The sequence below is a fragment of the Pseudoxanthomonas taiwanensis genome (genome assembly GCF_010093135.1).
Classification (GTDB): Bacteria; Pseudomonadota; Gammaproteobacteria; order Xanthomonadales; family Xanthomonadaceae; genus Pseudoxanthomonas; species Pseudoxanthomonas taiwanensis.
In genome coordinates this window covers 33316-51705 of record NZ_PDWK01000014.1, presented here as the reverse complement: position 1 = coordinate 51705, position 18390 = coordinate 33316, and the positions used below count along the sequence as shown (strand labels likewise).

The window sequence follows — 18390 nt, the reverse complement described above, 5'->3', positions numbered from 1 at the left end:
AACCAATCTGGTCGAAGGCATCAACAACAAGATCAAGGTCATCAAGCGGGTGGCCTACGGCTACCGGGACGACGCCTACTTCTTCCTGAAGATCCGGGCGGCCTTCCCCGGACTTGGGTGAAGAACCTCTTTTTCCCCGGGTGGCCACATGGCACGTGCCGCGCGGTGCGGCGCGGGGCGCCCGAGGTGCGGCGCATCGTCCCCGCCGGGTCCGGTGGCGCGGCCGGGAGGCTGCCCCGCTCCCGGAGGGAGAAGGGCCCATGGTCAACGCAGCAACAGGGGGATCGTCCCGCGTGCCGCGTGTTCGCTGCGCACCGAGCGGCAATAGGGGCCATTCATCACGAAACGCCGGCAGGTATCCGGGCGGTCGTCGTAGATGCCGCAGTTGCGATGCTCCGCATCCAGCGCCACGCACCAGCCATCGGCGCCGTGCGCCATCACCCGTGCCCCGCCGGGCAGCAGCTCGGTCAGGTGTTCGGGGACATGGTCGTCATCGTCCAGCACCACCGTCAGCCGGCAGCACACCGCGTCGCAACGGCTGCACTCGGCCGCGCAGCGCGCGTGCCGGGCGCCGTGGCGGCTCATGCCTGGCCGCCGGGAACGCCGCGGGTGTAGTGCAGCAGCCGCCCGCGGTAGGGCGGCGCCTCGCCAGGCTGCAATGCGCAGCGCCGCTCCTCCAGGGCGAAGCCGCGCGCGGCCAGCTGGCGGTTGAGGTGCGCGCTGTTGCCGCGCCCCGGGTCGGCCACCAGCACCTCGGCGGCCGCGTGCGCGTGGCGGTCGATCACCCCGCCCAGCAGCGGCGCGTGCGCGGTCTCGTAGAGCACGTCGCTGGCGATGATCAGGTCGAAACGGCCCAGCTCCGGCAGCGGCGCGTCCCATTGCAGGTGGCGGTAGTGCAGCGCCGGCAGCTCGTTGAGCGCGGCGTTGTAGGCCAGGAACACCTCGGCCAGCGGGTGCATGTCCGAGGCGACCACGTCGGCGCCGCGCCGTTGCAGCACCAGGCTGGCCAGGCCGATGCCGCAGCCCAGCTCGAGGATGCGCTTGCCGCGGATGTCGAAGTCCTGCATCGCCCACGCCAGCAGCTGCCCGGCCGGCCACAGCTGGCCGAACAGCGCCCACTGCGCCGAGGAGATGCCCAGGCGCTCGCCGTGCCCGTCCGGATCCCAGAACTGCTGGCGATCGGCGAGCACGCGCAGGCGGTAGTCGTGGCCGCCGATGGCGACGTGTTCTTGGCGGGTTTCGTAGCCAGGCATGTGCTGCTCCCCGGGCTTGGCCGCGCAGGGCGGGCCTCTCAGGTGTGGAAGGGAGCGAATCGGGGCCGCAAGGCCGCGCGGGACGCGCGTGGGAGCACGGAGCTCGCCGCCATGGTACCACCCGGGCCGATGAACCCAGGCCCAAGCGCCGGGCGGGCGCCGCCGCGCGCCACGCCCGGAGGGACATCCGGGGAACTCAGCCGCCGCTGCAGGAGCAGCCGCAACCGCAGCCGCCGCCGGCACCGGCCGGGGTTGGCGCGACAGGGATCCCGGCCGCGGCGAGGATGCGGTCCACTTCTTCCGGGTCAAGCACGGTGAGGACCTGGACGCTGCCGTGGTCCGGATCCAGCGCCACCTGCGCGCCGGGATCGTGCGGGCGCAGCGCCGCGCTGATGGCGGCCAGGCGCGACAGGCCGGCGCCGGTATCGGCCTGGGCGGAGGGATGGCTCATGCGTTCCTCGTGGCGTGACCGGAGTGGCCGCACGTTAGGCAGCACGCTCGCTTCCCGCCTTGACCCTGGTCAAACCCGGCGCAACGCTCCGGGCTGACCTGGGTCAAGGCGGCATCCCTGGACGGGAGACAGACTGCGCCCATGCACATCGAGACCGTTCCCCTGCCCCGCCGCGGCCATGCGCGGCCCTCGCCTGCCTGGCTCGCGCATGCCCCGCACCGGCTGATGTTCTTCATCGGCGCGGCCAATGTGCTGCTGGCGATGCTGTGGTGGGCGCTGTGGCTGGTGTCCGCGCGCTGGGGCGCGTGGACCATGCCGGAGTTGCCGGTTCCCGCCGGATGGCTGCACGCCTTCCTGATGCAGCACCTGGTGCTGCCCAGCTTCGTGTTCGGCTTCCTGCTGACCGTGTTCCCGCGCTGGATGGGACTGCCGGAACTGCAGCGCCACCACTACCTGCCGGTGGGCGCCGGCCTGATGGGCGGGCAGCTGGCGATCCTGCTCGGGGCCGCCGGCTGGGAAGCGGGCCTGACCGTGGGCCTGTGGATGGCACTGGCGGGCTGGAGTACCGCGCTGTTCCTGCTGGGCCGCCTGCTGGTCGACGAGCGCGGCCGCACCTGGCACGCCCGCTCCTGCTTCGCCGCGTTGCTGCTGGGCTGGCTGGGCCTGGCCATGTTCCTGGCCTTCGTGCTGGGTGCATCGGCGCAATGGGCCTTCGCCAGCATCAAGCTGGGGAGCTTCGGCCTGCTGCTGCCGCTTTACGTCACCGTCGCCCATCGCATGTTCCCGTTCTTCGCCGGCAATGCCGTGCCCGGCTACCGCGCCTGGCGGCCGCTGTGGTGGCTGCTGGCGGTGTGGGTGCTGGCGCTGGCCCATCTGGCCCTGGAGCTGGTGCACGGCTACGCCTGGCTGTGGACCACCGATGCGCCGCTGCTGGCGCTCACCGCACTGGCCGTGTGGCGCTGGTGGCCGCGCGCGCGCATGCCGGGCCTGCTGGCGGTGCTGTTCATCGGCACCGCATGGCTGCCGGTGACCTTCGGCCTGTACGTGGCGCAGAGCCTGGCCTATGGGCTCACCGGCGAATTCATCCTGGGACGTGCGCCGATGCACGCGCTGTTCGTCGGCTTCTTCGGCAGCCTGCTGGTGGCGATGGTCACCCGCGTGACCCAGGGCCATTCCGGGCGTCCGCTGCGGATGTACGGCATCGCCTGGTTCGCGTTCGTGGCGATCCAGGTCGTGGCCACCCTGCGCATCCTGGCCGACGTGCTGCCCGATCCGGGGCTGTGGCAGGCACTGGCCGCGGTCGGCTGGCTGCTGGGGCTGTCGCCGTGGGTGGCGCGCATCGGCCATATCTACCTCACCCCGCGCCGCGACGGTCGTCCCGGCTGAGCCACTCCCATGATCGAGTTCTATCCGCAGATCAAGCTCGTCCACGTCAGCGCCGTGATGCTCAGCGGCAGCTTCTTCGCCCTGCGCGGGCTATCGCTGCTGGCAGGCCTGCAATGGCCCCGGCACGCGTTGCCGCGCTACCTCAGCTACACGATCGACACCGTGCTGCTGACCGCGGCGCTGATGCTGCTGACCATCCTGCCGCGCGAGCTGTACGCCAACGGCTGGCTGCTGGTGAAGCTGGGCTTCGTCGCCAGCTACGTGGTGCTGGGCATCCTCGCCTTCCGTCCGCGCCGCGGGCCCGGGGCGCGCGGGGGACTGCTGGCCGCCGCGGCGCTGTGCTTCCTGCAGGCCTACTGCATCGCCCGCGCCCACCATCCATTAGGCGCGCTCTACCTGCTCGGCGGCTGAGCGGAGGAACCATGGAACACGAGTGCCCCGAGCTTCCCGATCCGTGCCTGGCGGCCAGCCCGCTGCTGCAGGAATCCTGCGATGCGGCGGGCGTGGCGCTGTTCCTGGAAGCGGTGCCGCCGGCGGATCCGTCCGCCGGCTAGCCACGCTGCCTCAGTAGCTGTACTGCAGCTGCAGCCAGAGCTTGCCGGTGTCGGCGCTGTAAGCCGGGTCGTCGCTGCGGTAGCGGGCCAGCTTCAGCAGGCCGGTCAGGCCCTGCACGCCCGGTACCGCGTGCGCGTAGGAGACATCCAGCTCCCGTCCATAGCTGCCGCCGCCGCGCTCGGCGGCGAAGTCGTGGTACCAGGCCTGCAGGCTGCCGCCGGCCAGCGGCACGGTGGCGCCCGCGTAGCGGTCGTCCACGCCCTGCGCCGGCGTGGTCAGGAACACGTCGGCCCAGCCCTGGAAGGCATGCCGGGTCGCCAGCGGGGTCTGGAAGGCCCGGTTGCCCTCGCCCTCGCCGCCGCCCAGCGACTCGTACCCGGCCTTCAGCACGCTGCCGCCGGCCAGGGCGTAGCCCAGCTCGGCCAGTACGTAGCGGCTGTCGAGCCGCCACGGGTTGCCCGCAAGGTCCCGCTGGCGCGCGTATTCGCCCGCATAGCTCCATCGGCCCCGGCTTCCCTCCAGGCGCAGGCCGCTGGTGCGGCTGTCCAGGGTGCCCAGCGGCGCGGCCGCGGTGACCGCCATGTCCTCCAGTTCCACCCGGTAGTGGTAGGCGACCAGGCGCAGCGGCGGCGCAAGCTGCAGCGCGGCGCGCAGCAGATGGCTGTCGCCGCTGCTGTCGGAGGGGTTGGCACCGGTGGAGGCGCTGCTGTCGGCCGGCCCGAAGATGGTGCTGACCCCGCCGATCCAGGCGTAATCCAGCGCCAGGCGCGGCGTGGCGGCCAGCTGCAGGTGCACGCCGTCGTAGGTCTGTTCGTTCTGCCGCCACGCGCTGCCGCCGACGAAGCGCTGGTTGTCCAGGTTGATCCGCTGCCGGCCCAGGGTCGCGACGGTGCGGGTGCCGGCGTGGCGCAGCAGGGCCTGGTTGATCTCCGCGCCGGCCGGATCGGCGACCACGGGATAGGCGCGGCGGCCATTGCGGGTGTCGTTGTAGCGACCATCGTCCTGGCCCAGCACCGCGTCGGCCTCGGCCAGCGCCGACCAGCCATGCCACGGCGCGCTGCGTGCGCCCACGCGCAGGCGCAAGGTGTTGGCGACCGCATCCTCGCCGAAGCCGGACTGGTCGACGCGTTCATGGCGGTAGCGCAGGTCGAGCCAGGTGCCGGGGCCTGCGTCCTGCGCGGCCAACGCGGGCAGGGGAAGCATGGCCAGGGCAAGCAGGGGTGCGACGTGGCGCGGACGGTATTGGGCAGTCATGGGGGAGCCGGAGTGTGGGGTTGCGCGCACGCTAGGCCCGCCAGCGCCAGCGAGCCATGACGAGGGTCAAGACGCCGCGGCGGCGGAGTGATCCGCGCACGCGGCTGACGCACGTCAATGCGCCGCGGCAGCCGCGCTGCGAACGTGCAGCGGCCCGCACCCGCCCGCCGATCGCCATGGCCCATCTGCTCGACCTGCGCCACCTGCCGCCACCCGAACCAATGCAGCGCATCCTCGATGCGCTGGAGGTCCTGCCCGTACGCGCGGTCCTGGTGGCGCTGACGCCGTTCCGTCCGGTACCCCTGCTACCCATGCTGGAAGCGCAAGGCTGGGCATGGCGGCTGCGAGATCTGCCCGAAGGCGGTTGCCGCATCGCGATCTGGCGGCGGCCGCGCAGCCGGGCCGGCTCCATCGCTGCGCCCGCTGCGGGCGCGGCAACGGCACGGGCATGAGCGGCCTGGCCTTCGCCAGCGCGCCGCCGGCGGTGCGGCCGCTGCGCTTCCTGCTGTGCGCGCCTGCGTGGGGCGTGGTTGCCGGCGCACTGCTGGTCGCCGACCCGCACCTCCTGGACGGCGGACGCTGGTCGCCGCCGGTGGTGGCCCTGGTACATGTGTTCACCCTGGGCGTGCTTGGCAACGCCATGCTCGGCAGCCTGCTGCAGTTCCTGCCGGTGGCCGCCGGCACGCCGGTGCGCGCCGGGCGCCTGCTGCCGCTGGCGCATGCGGCGCTGAACCTGGGCCTGGTCCTGTTCGTGCTGGCGTTGTACCGCTGGCCTGCCGTGCTGCCCGCGGCGGCGACCCTGCTGGCGGCATCGTTGTTGCCCGTGCTCGCCCCGCCGCTGCCGGCGCTGCTGCGCCAGGGCACGCAGCGGCTGCTGCGCGCGGGCATCGGCGCGGCGCTGCTGGCACTGGCGGCGACGGCGTTGCTGGGCGTGGTGGCGATCGCAGTGCTGCGCGGCTACCTCATGCTGCCCCTGGACCAGGTGGTGGACGCCCACGCCATGCTCGGTGGCGGCGGCTGGCTGCTTGGCCTGCTGGCGGCAGTCGGCGGGGTGACCGTGCCCATGTTCCAGGGCACCGCGCAGGTGGCGCCCCGCGCGCAGCGCGCCTGGACCCTGGCGGCGGTGGTCCTGCCGCTGGCCGCGGCAGTGGCGCGATTGCTTGGCATGCCGGCGACCGTGGTCACGCTGGCCCTCGCCCTGCAGGCCGGCGTCCTTGCCGCGGCGGTGCTGCGGCTGCAATGGCATGCGCCGCACCGGCGCAATCCGGCGCTGGTGCGCTTCTGGTGCGCCGGCTGCATCGCACTGTGCCTGGCGGCCGCGGCGGCCTGCGCGGGTGCAGCCGGCGCTCCAGGCCTTGAAGCACCGGCGTGGGCCATGCTTGCGGGTGTGCTGGGCCTGGGCGTCGGTGCGCCGCTGCTGGTCACCGGCATGCTGCTGGAGATCGTTGCATTCATCGCCTGGGTGGACCTGCGCGGCCGCTGCCCGCGCGGCATGCGCATTCCCGCGGTGGGCCGCCTGCAGCCGGAGGAAGACAAGCGCCGCGTCCTGGCCCTGCACCTGGTCGCAGCGCTGCTGCTGCCGGCCGCGTTCCTCGGACCGCTGGCGACGCTTGCCGCCGGCCTGGCCCTGTCTGCGGCGCATGCGGCAACCGCGCTCTGCCTGCTGCGTTGCCTGCGACGCGCGCGCCACTTCCGGCTGCATCCGGAAGCCTACCGATGAGGTGCGGATATCCGGCGGCGGTCCCCGACAGCGCCGCCACCGGCAACATCCGGCTCAGTAGCTGAAGTTGAGCTTGATCCAGGCCGTGCGCCCCGGCTCGGCGATGCGCTCCGGCTCGGAGGGGTAGCCGAAACCGCTGTTGCCGGCGGCATTGAGGTGCTCGCGGTAATTGCGGTCGAACAGGTTGTCGATGCCCGCGGCCAGCTGCACGCGCTGCCCGAAGCGGTAGCCGCCGTTGAGCGAGAACACCGCGAAGCCCGGGCTCGGGCCCAGGTCGCGGCCGACCACGTTGCCCTGCCCGGTATTGCTGCGGTGCTGGGCCGCGGCCACGCGCAGCAGCGCGCCCCAGGACCAGGGACCGCGCTCGCCACTGGCGGTCCGGCGCTCCTCCAGCGGCGGCATCTGCGGCAGCGCGCCCTCCGTGGTCCGGCCCCCGGCATAGGCCAGGGCGCCGCCCAGCTTCAGTCCGGGCCGCGGCTTCCNGTCCGCGCCCAGTTCGCCGCCGGCGATGTCCGCATCCAGGTTCCGTGCACGCGTGCTGCCTCCCATCATCCCGCCGGGGACATAGTCGAACACGATGTAGTCGTCGATCCGCCCGGCGTAGACCGAGGCCCAGGCTTCCACCTTGCCGGCGCGGTACTGCAGGCCGGCGTCGAGCTGGGTGGTGCGCTCCGGCTGCAGACCGATGAAGGCATTGGCCGCGCCCTGCGGCCCCATCGTGGGCGAGAACAGCTCCCAGTAGTCCGGCATGCGCTCGGCGTGGCCGAGGCCGGCATACCAGCCGAAGCGCCCGGCCATGTCGTGCTCGTAGCGGACGAAGCCGCCGGCGAGGGTTTCCCCCCGGCGCTGGCCCGCGGTCGGGTTGGGCATGGCGTCCATGCCGCTGCCGGTGCGCGCGCGCCGGTCCTCGGCACGGGCGCGGTCCACGCGCAGGCCGGACATCAGGTGGTGCACCTCGTCGATGTGCCAGTGCGATTCGGCGAACGCGCCGACGGTGCGGGTGCGTGCGTCATGGGTCCAGGGCGCCTGGCGCCAGGCGTCGCGGCCCATGCCGCTGCGCCGGCGGTGTTCGCCCTGCCTGCCGTCCACGCCGGCGGTCACCTCCCAGCGGCCGTGCTGGAAGGTCAGGGCAATGCGCCCGCCCTCGCTGGTGTCGCCGACATTGCTGGCCATCGGCATGGGCATGGCCGAATCCGAATCCGGGTCGCGCAGGCTGTAGTTGTCCATCACGTGGTCGACCTCGTTGCGGTAGAGGCTGGCCACCACCGCATCGAGCACGCCACCCATGTGCTTCTTTTCAAAGCGCAGGCCGAGGCTGTCGCGGCGGAACCGCGAGCCGTCCATGCCGCGGCCGGCATAGCGGGCTTCGGCATCGCCGGTGCCAGCCGACAGCTCCAGCACGGTGTCCGCATCTGGGGTCCAGCCGATTGCCGCGTCGGCGTTCCACTTGTCCCAGGCCGAGGGCACGCGGCGGCCGTCACCGGCGCGGTAGTCGCTGGCCTCCGAACGGTTGCCGGCGACACGCGCATAACCGCGCGGGGTGCCGGCACTGGCATCCAGCACCTGGTCGTTGCGGCCGTTGCCGCCGGCCAGCAGGCTGCCCTGGGCACGCACGCCCGGGCGGTCGAAGTACGGGATCTCGCGCTCGAAGCGCACCGTGCCGGCCGAGGCGCCGCCTCCCCACAGCACGGTCTGAGGACCCTTCACGACGGTCAGGCGGTCGTAGGTCTCCGGCGCGATGTAGGACATGGCGTTGTCCATGCGCGAGGGACAGGCGCCGCTGAGCACGCCGTCGTTGGTGAGCAGGGCGATGCGCGAGCCGAACATGCCGCGCAGTACCGGATCGCCGTTGGTGCCGCCACTGCGCAGGGTGGAGAAGCCGGGGATGGTCTTCAGGTAGTCGGCGCCATCGCTGGCGGGGACCGGCTGGCGCGGCAGCTTCGGATCGGTGGTGAAGGTGGCCGCGGCCACCGGGGCCACGCCCAGTACCACCACCCCATCCAGGTCGGTGGTGGCCAGTTCGGCATGGACATGCCCGTCCGCGGCCACGGCGGCGGGGACGGCGGCGCAAAGCGCGGCGACCAGGGCATGGGCAAGGGGATTGCGGATCATGGCTGCGCCTCGTGCGCGTTTCCTCGGGGTACGGGCAGTCTTGCGCCGGCCGCCGCATGCGCCTTGATGGTGGTCAATCGCAAGCCCCCGCAGGCGGCCGCCATGCACCGGCTTGACCTGGGTCAAGTGGAGCGCAGGTCGTGCCCGCCGCGGGTAGCGGATTGATGCAAATCAAGGTCCGTCCGGTGGCGTACGCGCACTGTTCGTCCCGCAGCCCAACGAGACGAAGGAGACGAAACATGAAGATCCGTCACCACCTGGCCATCGGCGCGCTTTCGGCGGCAATCGCCCTGGCTTCCGCTCCCGCCTTCGCCGCCAAGGCCAAGGCTTCCGATGCCCCGCTGCCGGTCGTGCAGGCGCAGCTGACCGCGCCGCCGCTGGTCCCGGCCCCGATCTCGCGCAAGACCCCGGCCAAGGTCGTGGTCGACCTGGAGATCGTCGAGAAGGAGATGCAGCTGGACGACGGCGTCACCTACAACTTCTGGACCTTCGGTGGTTCGGTCCCCGGCAGCTTCATCCGCGTGCGCGAGGGCGACACGGTGGAGTTCCGGCTGAAGAACCACCACAGCTCGCACTTCTCCCACAACATCGACCTGCACGCGGTGACCGGCGAAGGCGGCGGCGCCGAGGCCACCTTCACCCTGCCCGGCCGCGAGACGCAGTTCACGTTCAAGGCGCTCAACCCCGGCCTGTACGTCTACCACTGCGCGATGGCCCCGGTGGCGATGCACGTGGCCAACGGCATGTACGGCCTGATCCTGGTCGAACCGGAGGAAGGCATGGAGCCGGTGGACAAGGAGTTCTACGTCATGCAGGGCGACTTCTACACCGAGGGTGCCAACGGCGAGAAAGGCCTGCAGGCCTTCAGCCTGGAGAAGGGCATCGCCGAGGATCCGACCTACGTGGTGTTCAACGGCTCGGTCGGCGCGCTCACCGGCGACAACGCGCTGCAGGCCAACGCCGGCGAGAAGATCCGCATGTACGTCGGCAACGGCGGCCCCAACCTGACCTCCAGCTTCCACGTCATCGGCGAGATCTTCGACAAGGTCTACTTCGAGGGCGGCAGCAAGTACCAGGAGAACGTGCAGACCACGCTGATCCCGGCCGGTGGCGCGGCCATCGTCGAGTTCAAGGCCGACGTGCCCGGCAACTTCGTGCTGGTCGACCACAGCCTGTTCCGCGCCTTCCACAAGGGCACGCTGGGCATCCTCAAGGTCGACGGCGAGAAGCGCCCGGAGATCTACACCGGCCAGCAGCACGACGTCGAGTACCCGGAAGCCGAACCCCAGGGCCACCAGCACTGAGCGCAGCCGCCGCCATGTCCCGCAGCATGCCCCTGTCCACCACCCTCGCCGCCTTCCTGGCGCTGGCTCCGGCCCTGGCCGGGGCCGCCGCCACCGACGCGGCGTCCGGCGGCGGGATCGCATGGCGGTCCATTCCCGGCGGCGCGTTCCGTTCGGCGGTGCGCTTCGAGGAGGAGCGGCCGGTGCTGCCGGTGGCGCCGTTCCAGCTGATGGAGCGCCCGGTCAGCAACGCCCAGTTCGCCGCATTCGTGGCGCGCCGCCCCGAGTGGCGGCGCGACCGCATCCCCGCGCTGTTCTCCAGTCCCGGCTACCTGGGCCACTGGGAAAGTGCCGACGCCCCCGGCGCCAGGCTGGACCCGGACGCCCCGGTGGTGCACGTGAACTGGTACGCCGCCGATGCGTTCTGCCGCGAGGCTGGCGGGCGCCTGCCGGACTTCCTCGAGTGGGAATTCGCCGCGGCCGCCGACGCCACCCGCGCCGATGCCCGCCACGACCGCCAGTGGCGCCTGCGCCAGGCCAACGACGGCACCCCGCACGCGCCCGATGCCGCGGCGGACGCCCCGGCCAACGTGTACGGCGTCCGTGGCCTGCACGGCGCCTACTGGGAATGGACCGGCGACGCCACCTCGTTGCTGGGCGGCGGCGACCGCCGCGGCCGCGACGACGGCGACGCCCTGCAGTACTGCGGCGCCTCGGCCATGGCCTTCAACGATCCGGCCGACTACGGCGCGGTCAAGCGCTTCGTCCTGCTGTCGGCCCTCACGCCCGCTGCCACCCTCGGCAACCTGGGCTTCCGCTGCGCGAGGAGCCAGCCATGAACCACCACTTCAAACCCCTGCGTACCGCCCTGGGCCTGGCCCTGGCGCTATCCCTGTGCGGGCCGCTGCCGGTCGCCCTGGCCGCGCTGGCCGGGCCGGACGCGCCCGCGGCGACCATGCTGCCCGGCAGTTCGCTGTACCAGGTCGATGCCGGCCTGACCGACCAGCACGGCCAGCCGCTGCGCTGGTCCGACCTGCACGGCCGGCCGCAGCTGGTGTCGATGTTCTACGCCAACTGCCACCTGATGTGCCCGCTGATCCTGGAGAACGCCAAGGCCCTGCAGAAGCAGCTGGGCGCCGACGGCGAACGCCTGGGCGTGGCGGTCATCACCCTGGACCCGGCGCGCGACACCCCGCAGGCCCGGGCCGCGGTCGCCGCCGACCACCGCACGCCCGCCGCCTGGCGCTACCTGCGCCCGGAACCGGACGCGGTCCGCGCCCTGGCCAGCGTGTTGGGCGTACGCTACCGCTTCCGCGACGACGGCAGCATCAACCACACCAGCGTACTGGTGCTGCTTGACGCCGAGGGCCGCGAGGTCGCACGCTCCGAAGTCACGGGCATCGCGCCCGATCCCGCATTCGTGCAACAGGTCCGCGCCACGCTGGCCGCGGACTGACGCTTCCATCCATCCCCGTCAAACCGGAGTAACCACCATGAAGAACCGCACCCGCATCCTCGCTGCCCTGGCCCTGATGGGCGCCGCCGGCATGGCCCAGGCCGCCGGCAACTGCACCATCTCGCTCAAGGGCGACGACGCCATGAAGTTCGACCTGAAGGAGGCCACCGTCTCGGCCAGCTGCCCGACCATCACCGTCGAGCTGGCGCACACCGGCAAGCTGCCGGTCACCGCGATGGGCCACAACGTGGTCATCAGCAAGACCGCCGACATGGCCGGCATCGCCCGCGACGGCATCAAGGCCGGCGCCGCCAACGCCTACGTGCCCAAGGGCGACGCCCGCGTGATCGCCCACACCGAGCTGATCGGCGGCGGCCAGAAGACCAAGGTCACCTTCCCGGGCAAGGCCCTGACCCCGGGCGGTGACTACAGCTTCTTCTGCACCTTCCCGGGCCACTCGGCCATGATGAAGGGCAAGCTGGTCGTCACCAAGTAAGTCCCGCGCCACCCGTGCCGCCGAGGCACGGGTGGCCCGTTCCCGGCCGCGACGCGGCCCCAAGGGGATTCCCGCATGGAACTGGACATCCGCATCGATCCGACGCGGGTCGACCTGGCACGCATCGAGCAGGCCCTGCTGGAAAGCGACCCGGCCGCCCTCGTGGACCTGGACCCGGCCAGCGGCCACCTGCGCGTGGCCACCTGCGCCGGCACCGCCGAGGTCGGGGCGATCCTCGCCGCCGCCGGCGTCCCGGTGCCGCAGCAGGCCATCCACATCGTGCCTTCGGTGTGCTGCGGCGGCTGCAGCGGCTGAAGCGCCGCGGCGATCCGTTGATCGCCGGCATCAATACGAGACCCGCATTCAGGCCGCAAACCCGCTGTTTCCGGCCTCCGGCGGCGGGTCGTGGCGCGACGCAGGGGTAAGATCGGTCCTCCGATCCATGCCCGGCCCGCCCGGCAGGCCGGTGCGCTCCGCACCGGCGGCAGGCAGGCCGGCGCGACCAGCGACCTGCCCGCCATGAATACCAAGCACCGCAAGCCCCTCCCCGGAACCCCCCTGCACTGGTACGACGCCCGCGAGGCCGTGGAGGCCATCCGCCCGGGCGCCTGGGCCGGCCTGCCCTACCCCAGCCGCGTGCACGCCGAGAACCTGGTGCGCCGCGCCGACCCGGCGCACCTGCGCGACTACCTGTTGCAGCTGGTCGAGCGCCGCCGCGACCTGGACTTCCCCTGGTACCCGGTGCGCGTGGTCTGCCACGACATCCTCGGCCAGACCGCGCTGGTGGACCTGGCCGGCCTGCGCGACGCCATCGCCGAGCGCGGCGGCGATCCGGCCAAGGTCAACCCGGTGGTGCCGGTGCAGCTGGTGGTGGACCACTCGCTGGCGGTGGAGTGCGGCGGCCACGACCCGCAGGCCTTCGAGAAGAACCGCGCCATCGAGGAGCGCCGCAACGCCGACCGCTTCCACTTCATCGAGTGGTGCCGGCACGCCTTCCGCAACGTGGAGGTGATCCCGCCGGGCAACGGCATCATGCACCAGATCAACCTGGAGAAGATGTCGCCGGTGGTGTACGTGCAGGACGGGGTGGCCTTCCCCGACACCTGCGTGGGCACCGACTCGCACACCCCGCACGTGGACGCGCTGGGCGTGATCGCCATCGGCGTGGGCGGCCTGGAGGCCGAGAACGTGATGCTGGGCCGCGCTTCGTGGATGCGCCTGCCGGAGATCACCGGTGTGCGCCTGACCGGGCGCATGGCCCCGGGCATCACCGCCACCGACGTGGTGCTGGCCCTGACCGAGTTCCTGCGCGCCCGGCGCGTGGTCGGCCACTACCTGGAGTTCTTCGGCGACGGCGCCGCGTCGCTGACCATCGGCGACCGCGCCACCATCTCCAACATGTGCCCGGAGTACGGCGCCACCGCCGCGCTGTTCCACATCGACCAGCAGACCCTGGACTACCTGCGCCTGACCGGCCGCGACGAGCAGCAGGTGCAGCTGGTGGAGACCTATGCGAAGACCGCCGGCCTGTGGGCCGACGACCTGCGCCAGGCGCAGTACGAGCGCGTCCTGGAGTTCGACCTGTCCGGCGTGGTGCGCAACCTGGCCGGCCCGTCCAATCCGCACCGCCGCCTGCCCACCACCGCCCTGGCCGAGCGCGGCATCGCCACCCCGGAGCTGCTGCAGGCCGCGCGCGAGCAGGAAGCCCGGGGCCTGCTGCCGGACGGGGCCGTGATCATCGCCGCCATCACCTCCTGCACCAACACCTCCAACCCGCGCAACGTGATCGCGGCCGGCCTGCTGGCGCGCAACGCCAACGCCAGGGGCCTGGTGCGCAAGCCGTGGGTGAAGTCCTCGCTGGCGCCGGGCTCGCGCGCGGTGCAGCTGTACCTGGAGGAGGCCGGCCTGCTGCCGGAGCTTGAGAAGCTCGGCTTCGGCGTGGTCGGCTTCGCCTGCACCACCTGCAACGGCATGAGCGGCGCGCTGGACCCGAAGATCCAGCAGGAGATCATCGACCGCGACCTGTACGCGGTGGCGGTGCTGTCGGGCAACCGCAACTTCGACGGCCGCATCCACCCGTACGCCAAGCAGGCCTTCCTGGCCAGCCCGCCGCTGGTGATCGCCTACGCCATCGCCGGCACCATCCGCTTCGACATCGAGAAGGACGTGCTCGGCCACGACGCCGAGGGCCGCCCGGTCACGCTCAAGGACATCTGGCCCGCGGACGAGGAGATCGACGCGGTGCTGCGCGCGGCGGTCAAGCCGGAGCAGTACCGCAAGGTGTACGGCCCGATGTTCCAGGTGCGCGTGGAACACGGCGAGCCGGCCAGGCCGCTGTACGACTGGCGCCCGATGAGCACCTACATCCGCCGCCCGCCTTACTGGGAGGGCGCGCTGGCCGGCGAGCGCACCCTGCGCGGCATGCGCCCGCTGGCGGTGCTGGGCGACAACATCACCACCGACCACATCTCCCCGTCCAACGCCATCCTGCCCACCAGCGCCGCCGGCGAATACCTGGCGAGGATGGGCGTGCCGGAGGAGGACTTCAATTCCTACGCCACCCACCGCGGCGACCACCTCACCGCGCAGCGCGCCACCTTCGCCAACCCCAAGCTGCTCAACGAGATGGTGCGCAACGAGGACGGCAGCGTGCGCCAGGGCTCGCTGGCGCGGCTGGAGCCGGAGGGCAAGGTGATGCGCATGTGGGAGGTGATCGAGACCTACATGGAACGCCGGCAGCCGCTGATCATCATCGCCGGCGCCGACTACGGGCAGGGCAGCTCGCGCGACTGGGCCGCCAAGGGCGTGCGCCTGGCCGGCGTGGAGGCGATCGTGGCCGAAGGCTTCGAGCGCATCCACCGCACCAACCTGATCGGCATGGGCGTGCTGCCGCTGGAGTTCAAGCCGGGCACCACCCGCCTGACCCTGGGCATCGACGGCACCGAGACCTTCGACGTAGTCGGCACCCGCGCCCCGCGCGCGGACCTGACCCTGGTCATCCACCGCCGCAACGGGGAGACCCTCGAGGTCCCGGTGACCTGCCGCCTGGACACCGCCGAGGAGGTGAGCATCTACGAGGCCGGCGGCGTGCTGCAGCGCTTCGCCCAGGATTTCCTGGAGGCCTCGTCGAAAGCGGCCTGATCCGATCGTCGCTCCGGGTGTGACCCACCCGGAGGACCATGACATGAACCACACCACCGCCACCGGCACCGTCCACCTGCACCGCGTCCTGGCCGCACCGCCGGCACGGGTGTACCGCGCGTTCACCGATCCGGACGCGCTGGTGCGCTGGCTGCCGCCGTACGGCTTCACCGCGCACATGCACGATTTCCAGCCGGGCGTGGGCGGCGGCTACCGGATGTCCTTCACCAACTTCGGCAGCGGCCGCAGCCAGTCGTTCACGGTCAGGTTCCTGGAGCTGGTGGAGGGCGAGCGCCTGGTCTACGCCGACCGCTTCGACGATCCCGCCCTGTCGGGCGAGACCCGCACCACCGTCACCCTGCGGCCCAGCGTCGCCGGCACCGAGCTGCGCGTCGTCCAGGAGGGCATCCCTGCCGCCATCCCGGTGGACCTGTGCCACCTGGGCTGGCGCGACTCGCTGGACATGCTGGCGCGGCTCGTGGAGCCCGAGATACCGGATGAGGCCTGAGCCGTCCCGCACCGGAACCGGGGCGGCGCACCGCGCGCCGCTGCCGCTGGCGTGGTGGGGCGGCCACGGTGACCGCCTCCTGTTCATCCTCCATCCGCCGGCACCGGTGCGCGACGCCGTCATCCAGTCGCTCGAGCATGCCGGCATGCTGGACCTGCTGGGCGACCACTGGCCGGTGGAATGCTGGCACCAGCGGGTCAGCGCCCGCTACGAGGACACCCCCGAGATCCGCCAGCGCCTGCTGCAGGCCGGTGCGCGGGTGCAGGCCGACACCTTCCGCATCGAACTGGACCGGGTGCGTGTCACCGCCGACGGCCACGCGCAGTTCTGCGCGCACCGCCGGCACCGGCCGCTGGAACAGCTGGTCTCCCGCCTCGGCCAGGCGCTGGTCGCCGAAGGCCTGCCTGCGCTGTACGGCCATGCTCCGCACATCGTCCTCAATCACGCCTGCGACGGCCCCCCGCAGCCGGGCCGGCCGGCGCCGCCTGTCCCGTGGCAGGCCGGGGCGTTCGAGCTGGTGCGCGGCGGCGGTGATCCCTACCGTTACACCCTCCTGGCCCGCTGGCCGCTGGCGCCGGCGCGTGCCGGGCAGTTCCGATTCCTTCCCGAACCCTCGACGCCGACATGAGCCACCAGCCCCAGCTCCGCATCCCCGCCACCTACATGCGCGGCGGCACCTCCAAGGGCGTGTTCTTCCGCCTGCAGGACCTGCCGCCGGAGGCGCAGGTGCCCGGCCGCGCGCGCGACCGCCTGCTGCAACGAGTGATCGGCTCGCCCGACCCCTACGGCAAGCACACCGACGGCATGGGCGGGGCCACCTCCAGCACCAGCAAGTGCGTGATCATCTCCGCCTCCACCCGGCCCGGCCACGACGTGGACTACCTGTACGGCCAGGTTGCCATCGAGGAAGACTTCGTCGACTGGAGCGGCAACTGCGGCAACCTCACCACCGCGGTGGGGCCGTTCGCCGTGGCCAACGGCTTCATCGACCCGGCGCGCATCCCGGACAACGGCACCGTCCCGGTGCGGGTGTGGCAGGCCAACATCGGCAAGACCATCGTCGTGCACGTGCCGGTCCGCGACGGCCAGGTGCAGGAGACCGGCGACTTCGAGCTGGACGGCGTGGCCTTCCCCGCCGCGGAGATCGTGGTCGAATTCCTCGACCCGGCCGACGGGGGCGGGGAGGGCGGTGGCGGCATGTTCCCCACCGGCCGGCCCGTCGACACGCTCGAAGTGCCCGGGGTGGGCACGCTGGAGGCCACCCTGATCAACGCCGGCATCCCCACCGTGTTCGTGGACGCGCAAGCCATCGGCTTCACCGGCACCGAGCTGCAGCCGGCCATCAACGGCGATCCGGCCGCCCTGGAGAAGCTGGAAGCCATCCGCGTGGCCGGCGCGCTGCGCATGGACCTGATCCGCACCCCGGAGGAGGCCGCCACCCGCCAGCACACGCCCAAGGTGGCCTTCGTCGCCCCGCCGCGCGACTACGTGGCCAGCAGCGGCAAGGCCGTGGCCGCCGCGGACATCGACCTCAACGTGCGCGCCATGTCCATGGGCAAGCTGCACCACGCCATGATGGGTACCGCCTCGGTGGCCATCGCCACCGCCGCCGCGGTGCCGGGCACCCTGGTCAACCGCGCCGCTGGCGGCGGCTCGCGCGAGATCGTGCGCTTCGGCCACCCCTCCGGCACCCTGCGCGTGGGAGCCTCGGTGGCCCAGGTGGACGGCCAGTGGACCGTCACCCGCGCGGTGATGAGCCGCAGCGCGCGCGTGCTGATGGAGGGCTGGGTGCGGGTGCCGGCCGACGCGCTGGAAGGCTAGTCCGGCGCGCGCGGCACGAACGGCAGGCGCGCGTGCAGGTGCAGCGCGGCCAGCGCCGCCTGCCCCACCGCCACCGAGATCTGGTTCAGGCCGCTGACCACGTCGCCGATGGCGTACAGGCCCGGCACGCCGGTGGTCTGCTGGCCCGGCTCCACCGGGATCTCGCCGGTGCCGGTCAGCACCACCCCGGCCTGGCGGGCCAGCGCCGCGCTGGTGTCGCAGCCCAGGAACGGATAGACCGTGTCGAAGGCGTGGCACCGCCCGTCCACCACCCAGGCGCAGTGCACCCCGTCGAACTCCAGGCGGCCGCCGGGCGGCAGCACCTCCACGTCCGGCAGGTCATCGGCCTGCCCGGCGTGGTCGGTAGGCAGCAGCGCCAGGTCCGCGGTGTAGCCGCGCAGGAAGCGTGCGTGCGCGGTGATCGCCGCCCACGGCCCATGCACGCCGATGCGCCGTCCGGTCACCTCGTAGGCGTCGCACACCGGGCACAGGCGCAGCGCGCCGCAGGCGATGGCCGCTTCCACGTCCTCCATCGGCGGCAGGCGGTCGGCCAGGCCGGTGGCCAGGACCACCGCGCGCGCCTGCCACGTGCGACCCTGCCCATCCTCCAGGCGGAAGCCGCCTCCGTCGCGCTGCAGCGCGGTGACCGTGGTCCGCTCCAGGCGCGCGCCGAACTGCGCGGCCTGTTCGCGCAGCCGCGCCAGCAGCGCGTCGCCGGAGATGCCGCCGGGGAAGCCGGGACAGTTATTGCTCTCCGGGATCCAGCGCGCGCGGCTGTGGCCGGCATCGAGCACCACGCAGCCACGGTGCAGCCGGCCCAGGTAGATGGCCGCGGTCAGCCCGGCCGGGCCGCCGCCGACCACCGCCACGTCCACCCTGCCGCTGCCCGTGCCCCGTGCCATGGCCGCATCTTCGGCCAGCGCCGTGAAGGCGGCGCGATCACGCGGCGGTGCG

21 protein-coding genes are annotated in these 18390 nt (G+C 72.4%); 15 read left to right on the top strand and 6 right to left on the bottom strand.

The features are described from left to right. A partial coding sequence (locus CR938_RS04425) for a transposase (protein ID WP_149860985.1) occupies nt 1-121 on the top strand: 121 nt, incomplete at its 5' end. A gap of 143 nt (nt 122-264) precedes the next feature. Here CR938_RS04425 and CR938_RS04420 read toward each other — a convergent pair. The 3 genes from CR938_RS04420 to CR938_RS04410 all read right to left on the bottom strand — a co-directional run bounded on the left by CR938_RS04420 (nt 265) and on the right by CR938_RS04410 (nt 1704). Next, nucleotides 265-585 (bottom strand): YkgJ family cysteine cluster protein, encoded by a 321-nt coding sequence (locus CR938_RS04420; RefSeq protein ID WP_019398262.1) that lies wholly within the window; start codon nt 583-585, stop codon nt 265-267. After that, a complete protein-coding gene (locus CR938_RS04415; protein ID WP_162123850.1) occupies nt 582-1253 on the bottom strand; it encodes a class I SAM-dependent methyltransferase in 672 nt (223 codons plus the stop codon). Before CR938_RS04415 ends, CR938_RS04420 begins: the two co-directional genes overlap by 4 nt. 196 nt (nt 1254-1449) lie before the next feature. Continuing rightward, complete coding sequence (locus tag CR938_RS04410) at nt 1450-1704, bottom strand: hypothetical protein (protein WP_019398260.1); 255 nt, start codon at nt 1702-1704, stop codon at nt 1450-1452. Between the two features lie 141 nt (nt 1705-1845). Between CR938_RS04410 and CR938_RS04405 the strand changes: the two genes are divergently transcribed. The 3 genes from CR938_RS04405 to CR938_RS14775 are packed head-to-tail and all read left to right on the top strand — an operon-like array spanning nt 1846 to nt 3644. After that, complete coding sequence (locus CR938_RS04405) at nt 1846-3090, top strand: NnrS family protein (RefSeq protein ID WP_162123849.1); 1245 nt, start codon at nt 1846-1848, stop codon at nt 3088-3090. 9 nt (nt 3091-3099) lie between these two features. Further along, a complete protein-coding gene (locus tag CR938_RS04400) occupies nt 3100-3501 on the top strand; it encodes a SirB2 family protein (RefSeq protein WP_028914488.1) in 402 nt (133 codons plus the stop codon). 11 nt (nt 3502-3512) lie between these two features. Then, nucleotides 3513-3644 (top strand): hypothetical protein, encoded by a 132-nt coding sequence (locus CR938_RS14775; RefSeq protein WP_281350216.1) that lies wholly within the window; start codon nt 3513-3515, stop codon nt 3642-3644. A gap of 10 nt (nt 3645-3654) precedes the next feature. On the opposite strand, the gene CR938_RS04395 is transcribed toward CR938_RS14775, so the two are convergent. Continuing rightward, a complete protein-coding gene (locus tag CR938_RS04395) occupies nt 3655-4899 on the bottom strand; it encodes an alginate export family protein (RefSeq protein WP_170296517.1) in 1245 nt (414 codons plus the stop codon). 56 nt (nt 4900-4955) lie between these two features. Here CR938_RS04395 and CR938_RS04390 point away from each other — a divergent pair, with 56 nt between their 5' ends. Further along, nucleotides 4956-5351, top strand: a complete 396-nt coding sequence (locus CR938_RS04390; protein ID WP_246190968.1) for a DUF2249 domain-containing protein — start codon at nt 4956-4958, stop codon at nt 5349-5351. Further along, on the top strand, nt 5348-6619 hold the full coding sequence (locus tag CR938_RS04385; RefSeq protein ID WP_162123848.1) for a hypothetical protein: 1272 nt from the start codon (nt 5348-5350) through the stop codon (nt 6617-6619). Before CR938_RS04390 ends, CR938_RS04385 begins: the two co-directional genes overlap by 4 nt. 54 nt (nt 6620-6673) lie before the next feature. On the opposite strand, the gene CR938_RS04380 is transcribed toward CR938_RS04385, so the two are convergent. Then, the gene (locus tag CR938_RS04380; protein ID WP_162123847.1) at nt 6674-8731 is read right to left on the bottom strand and encodes a TonB-dependent copper receptor; all 2058 of its coding nucleotides are present in this window, start codon (nt 8729-8731) and stop codon (nt 6674-6676) included. Nucleotides 8732-8970: 239 nt separating this feature from the next. Between CR938_RS04380 and nirK the strand changes: the two genes are divergently transcribed. From nirK to prpF, 9 genes are all read left to right on the top strand, one after another. Next, nucleotides 8971-10035, top strand: coding sequence for a copper-containing nitrite reductase (gene nirK, locus CR938_RS04375; protein ID WP_162123846.1), 1065 nt, complete (start codon nt 8971-8973; stop codon nt 10033-10035). Between the two features lie 14 nt (nt 10036-10049). Beyond that, nucleotides 10050-10853, top strand: coding sequence for an SUMF1/EgtB/PvdO family nonheme iron enzyme (locus tag CR938_RS04370; RefSeq protein ID WP_162123845.1), 804 nt, complete (start codon nt 10050-10052; stop codon nt 10851-10853). Then, nucleotides 10850-11470: an SCO family protein gene (locus CR938_RS04365; RefSeq protein WP_162123844.1), complete on the top strand. Its 621-nt coding sequence runs from the start codon at nt 10850-10852 to the stop codon at nt 11468-11470. Before CR938_RS04370 ends, CR938_RS04365 begins: the two co-directional genes overlap by 4 nt. 37 nt (nt 11471-11507) lie before the next feature. Beyond that, nucleotides 11508-11966 carry an azurin gene (gene azu / locus CR938_RS04360; protein WP_162123843.1) on the top strand — a complete coding sequence of 153 codons (459 nt, stop codon included), beginning with the start codon at nt 11508-11510 and terminating at the stop codon, nt 11964-11966. A 75-nt stretch (nt 11967-12041) separates the two neighbouring features. Further along, a complete protein-coding gene (locus CR938_RS04355; protein WP_019398249.1) occupies nt 12042-12281 on the top strand; it encodes a hypothetical protein in 240 nt (79 codons plus the stop codon). A 204-nt stretch (nt 12282-12485) separates the two neighbouring features. Then, a complete protein-coding gene (gene acnD, locus CR938_RS04350) occupies nt 12486-15107 on the top strand; it encodes a Fe/S-dependent 2-methylisocitrate dehydratase AcnD (protein ID WP_162123842.1) in 2622 nt (873 codons plus the stop codon). Between the two features lie 43 nt (nt 15108-15150). Continuing rightward, nucleotides 15151-15615: an SRPBCC family protein gene (locus CR938_RS04345; protein WP_162123841.1), complete on the top strand. Its 465-nt coding sequence runs from the start codon at nt 15151-15153 to the stop codon at nt 15613-15615. Further along, entirely contained in the window at nt 15605-16243 is a 639-nt protein-coding gene (locus tag CR938_RS04340) for a hypothetical protein (protein ID WP_162123840.1), read from the top strand. Before CR938_RS04345 ends, CR938_RS04340 begins: the two co-directional genes overlap by 11 nt. Continuing rightward, nucleotides 16240-17436, top strand: coding sequence for a 2-methylaconitate cis-trans isomerase PrpF (gene prpF / locus CR938_RS04335; protein ID WP_162123839.1), 1197 nt, complete (start codon nt 16240-16242; stop codon nt 17434-17436). The genes CR938_RS04340 and prpF overlap by 4 nt, the downstream gene beginning before the upstream one ends. Here the strand turns inward: prpF and CR938_RS04330 are convergent. Continuing rightward, nucleotides 17433-18338, bottom strand: a complete 906-nt coding sequence (locus tag CR938_RS04330; protein WP_162123838.1) for an NAD(P)/FAD-dependent oxidoreductase — start codon at nt 18336-18338, stop codon at nt 17433-17435. The genes prpF and CR938_RS04330 overlap by 4 nt on opposite strands. Nucleotides 18339-18390: the final 52 nt, after the last annotated feature.

Bases quoted from the DNA above. Each gene is read 5' to 3' on its own strand.
- CR938_RS04420 (WP_019398262.1), bottom strand. From the start codon at position 585: ATGAGCCGCCACGGCGCCCGGCACGCGCGCTGCGCGGCCGAGTGCAGC.
- CR938_RS04415 (WP_162123850.1), bottom strand. From the start codon at position 1,253: ATGCCTGGCTACGAAACCCGCCAAGAACACGTCGCCATCGGCGGCCAC.
- CR938_RS04410 (WP_019398260.1), bottom strand. From the start codon at position 1,704: ATGAGCCATCCCTCCGCCCAGGCCGATACCGGCGCCGGCCTGTCGCGC.
- CR938_RS04405 (WP_162123849.1), top strand. From the start codon at position 1,846: ATGCACATCGAGACCGTTCCCCTGCCCCGCCGCGGCCATGCGCGGCCC.
- CR938_RS04400 (WP_028914488.1), top strand. From the start codon at position 3,100: ATGATCGAGTTCTATCCGCAGATCAAGCTCGTCCACGTCAGCGCCGTG.
- CR938_RS14775 (WP_281350216.1), top strand. From the start codon at position 3,513: ATGGAACACGAGTGCCCCGAGCTTCCCGATCCGTGCCTGGCGGCCAGC.
- CR938_RS04395 (WP_170296517.1), bottom strand. From the start codon at position 4,899: ATGACTGCCCAATACCGTCCGCGCCACGTCGCACCCCTGCTTGCCCTG.
- CR938_RS04390 (WP_246190968.1), top strand. From the start codon at position 4,956: ATGACGAGGGTCAAGACGCCGCGGCGGCGGAGTGATCCGCGCACGCGG.
- CR938_RS04385 (WP_162123848.1), top strand. From the start codon at position 5,348: ATGAGCGGCCTGGCCTTCGCCAGCGCGCCGCCGGCGGTGCGGCCGCTG.
- nirK (WP_162123846.1), top strand. From the start codon at position 8,971: ATGAAGATCCGTCACCACCTGGCCATCGGCGCGCTTTCGGCGGCAATC.
- CR938_RS04370 (WP_162123845.1), top strand. From the start codon at position 10,050: ATGTCCCGCAGCATGCCCCTGTCCACCACCCTCGCCGCCTTCCTGGCG.
- CR938_RS04365 (WP_162123844.1), top strand. From the start codon at position 10,850: ATGAACCACCACTTCAAACCCCTGCGTACCGCCCTGGGCCTGGCCCTG.
- azu (WP_162123843.1), top strand. From the start codon at position 11,508: ATGAAGAACCGCACCCGCATCCTCGCTGCCCTGGCCCTGATGGGCGCC.
- CR938_RS04355 (WP_019398249.1), top strand. From the start codon at position 12,042: ATGGAACTGGACATCCGCATCGATCCGACGCGGGTCGACCTGGCACGC.
- acnD (WP_162123842.1), top strand. From the start codon at position 12,486: ATGAATACCAAGCACCGCAAGCCCCTCCCCGGAACCCCCCTGCACTGG.
- CR938_RS04345 (WP_162123841.1), top strand. From the start codon at position 15,151: ATGAACCACACCACCGCCACCGGCACCGTCCACCTGCACCGCGTCCTG.
- CR938_RS04340 (WP_162123840.1), top strand. From the start codon at position 15,605: ATGAGGCCTGAGCCGTCCCGCACCGGAACCGGGGCGGCGCACCGCGCG.
- prpF (WP_162123839.1), top strand. From the start codon at position 16,240: ATGAGCCACCAGCCCCAGCTCCGCATCCCCGCCACCTACATGCGCGGC.
- CR938_RS04330 (WP_162123838.1), bottom strand. From the start codon at position 18,338: ATGGCACGGGGCACGGGCAGCGGCAGGGTGGACGTGGCGGTGGTCGGC.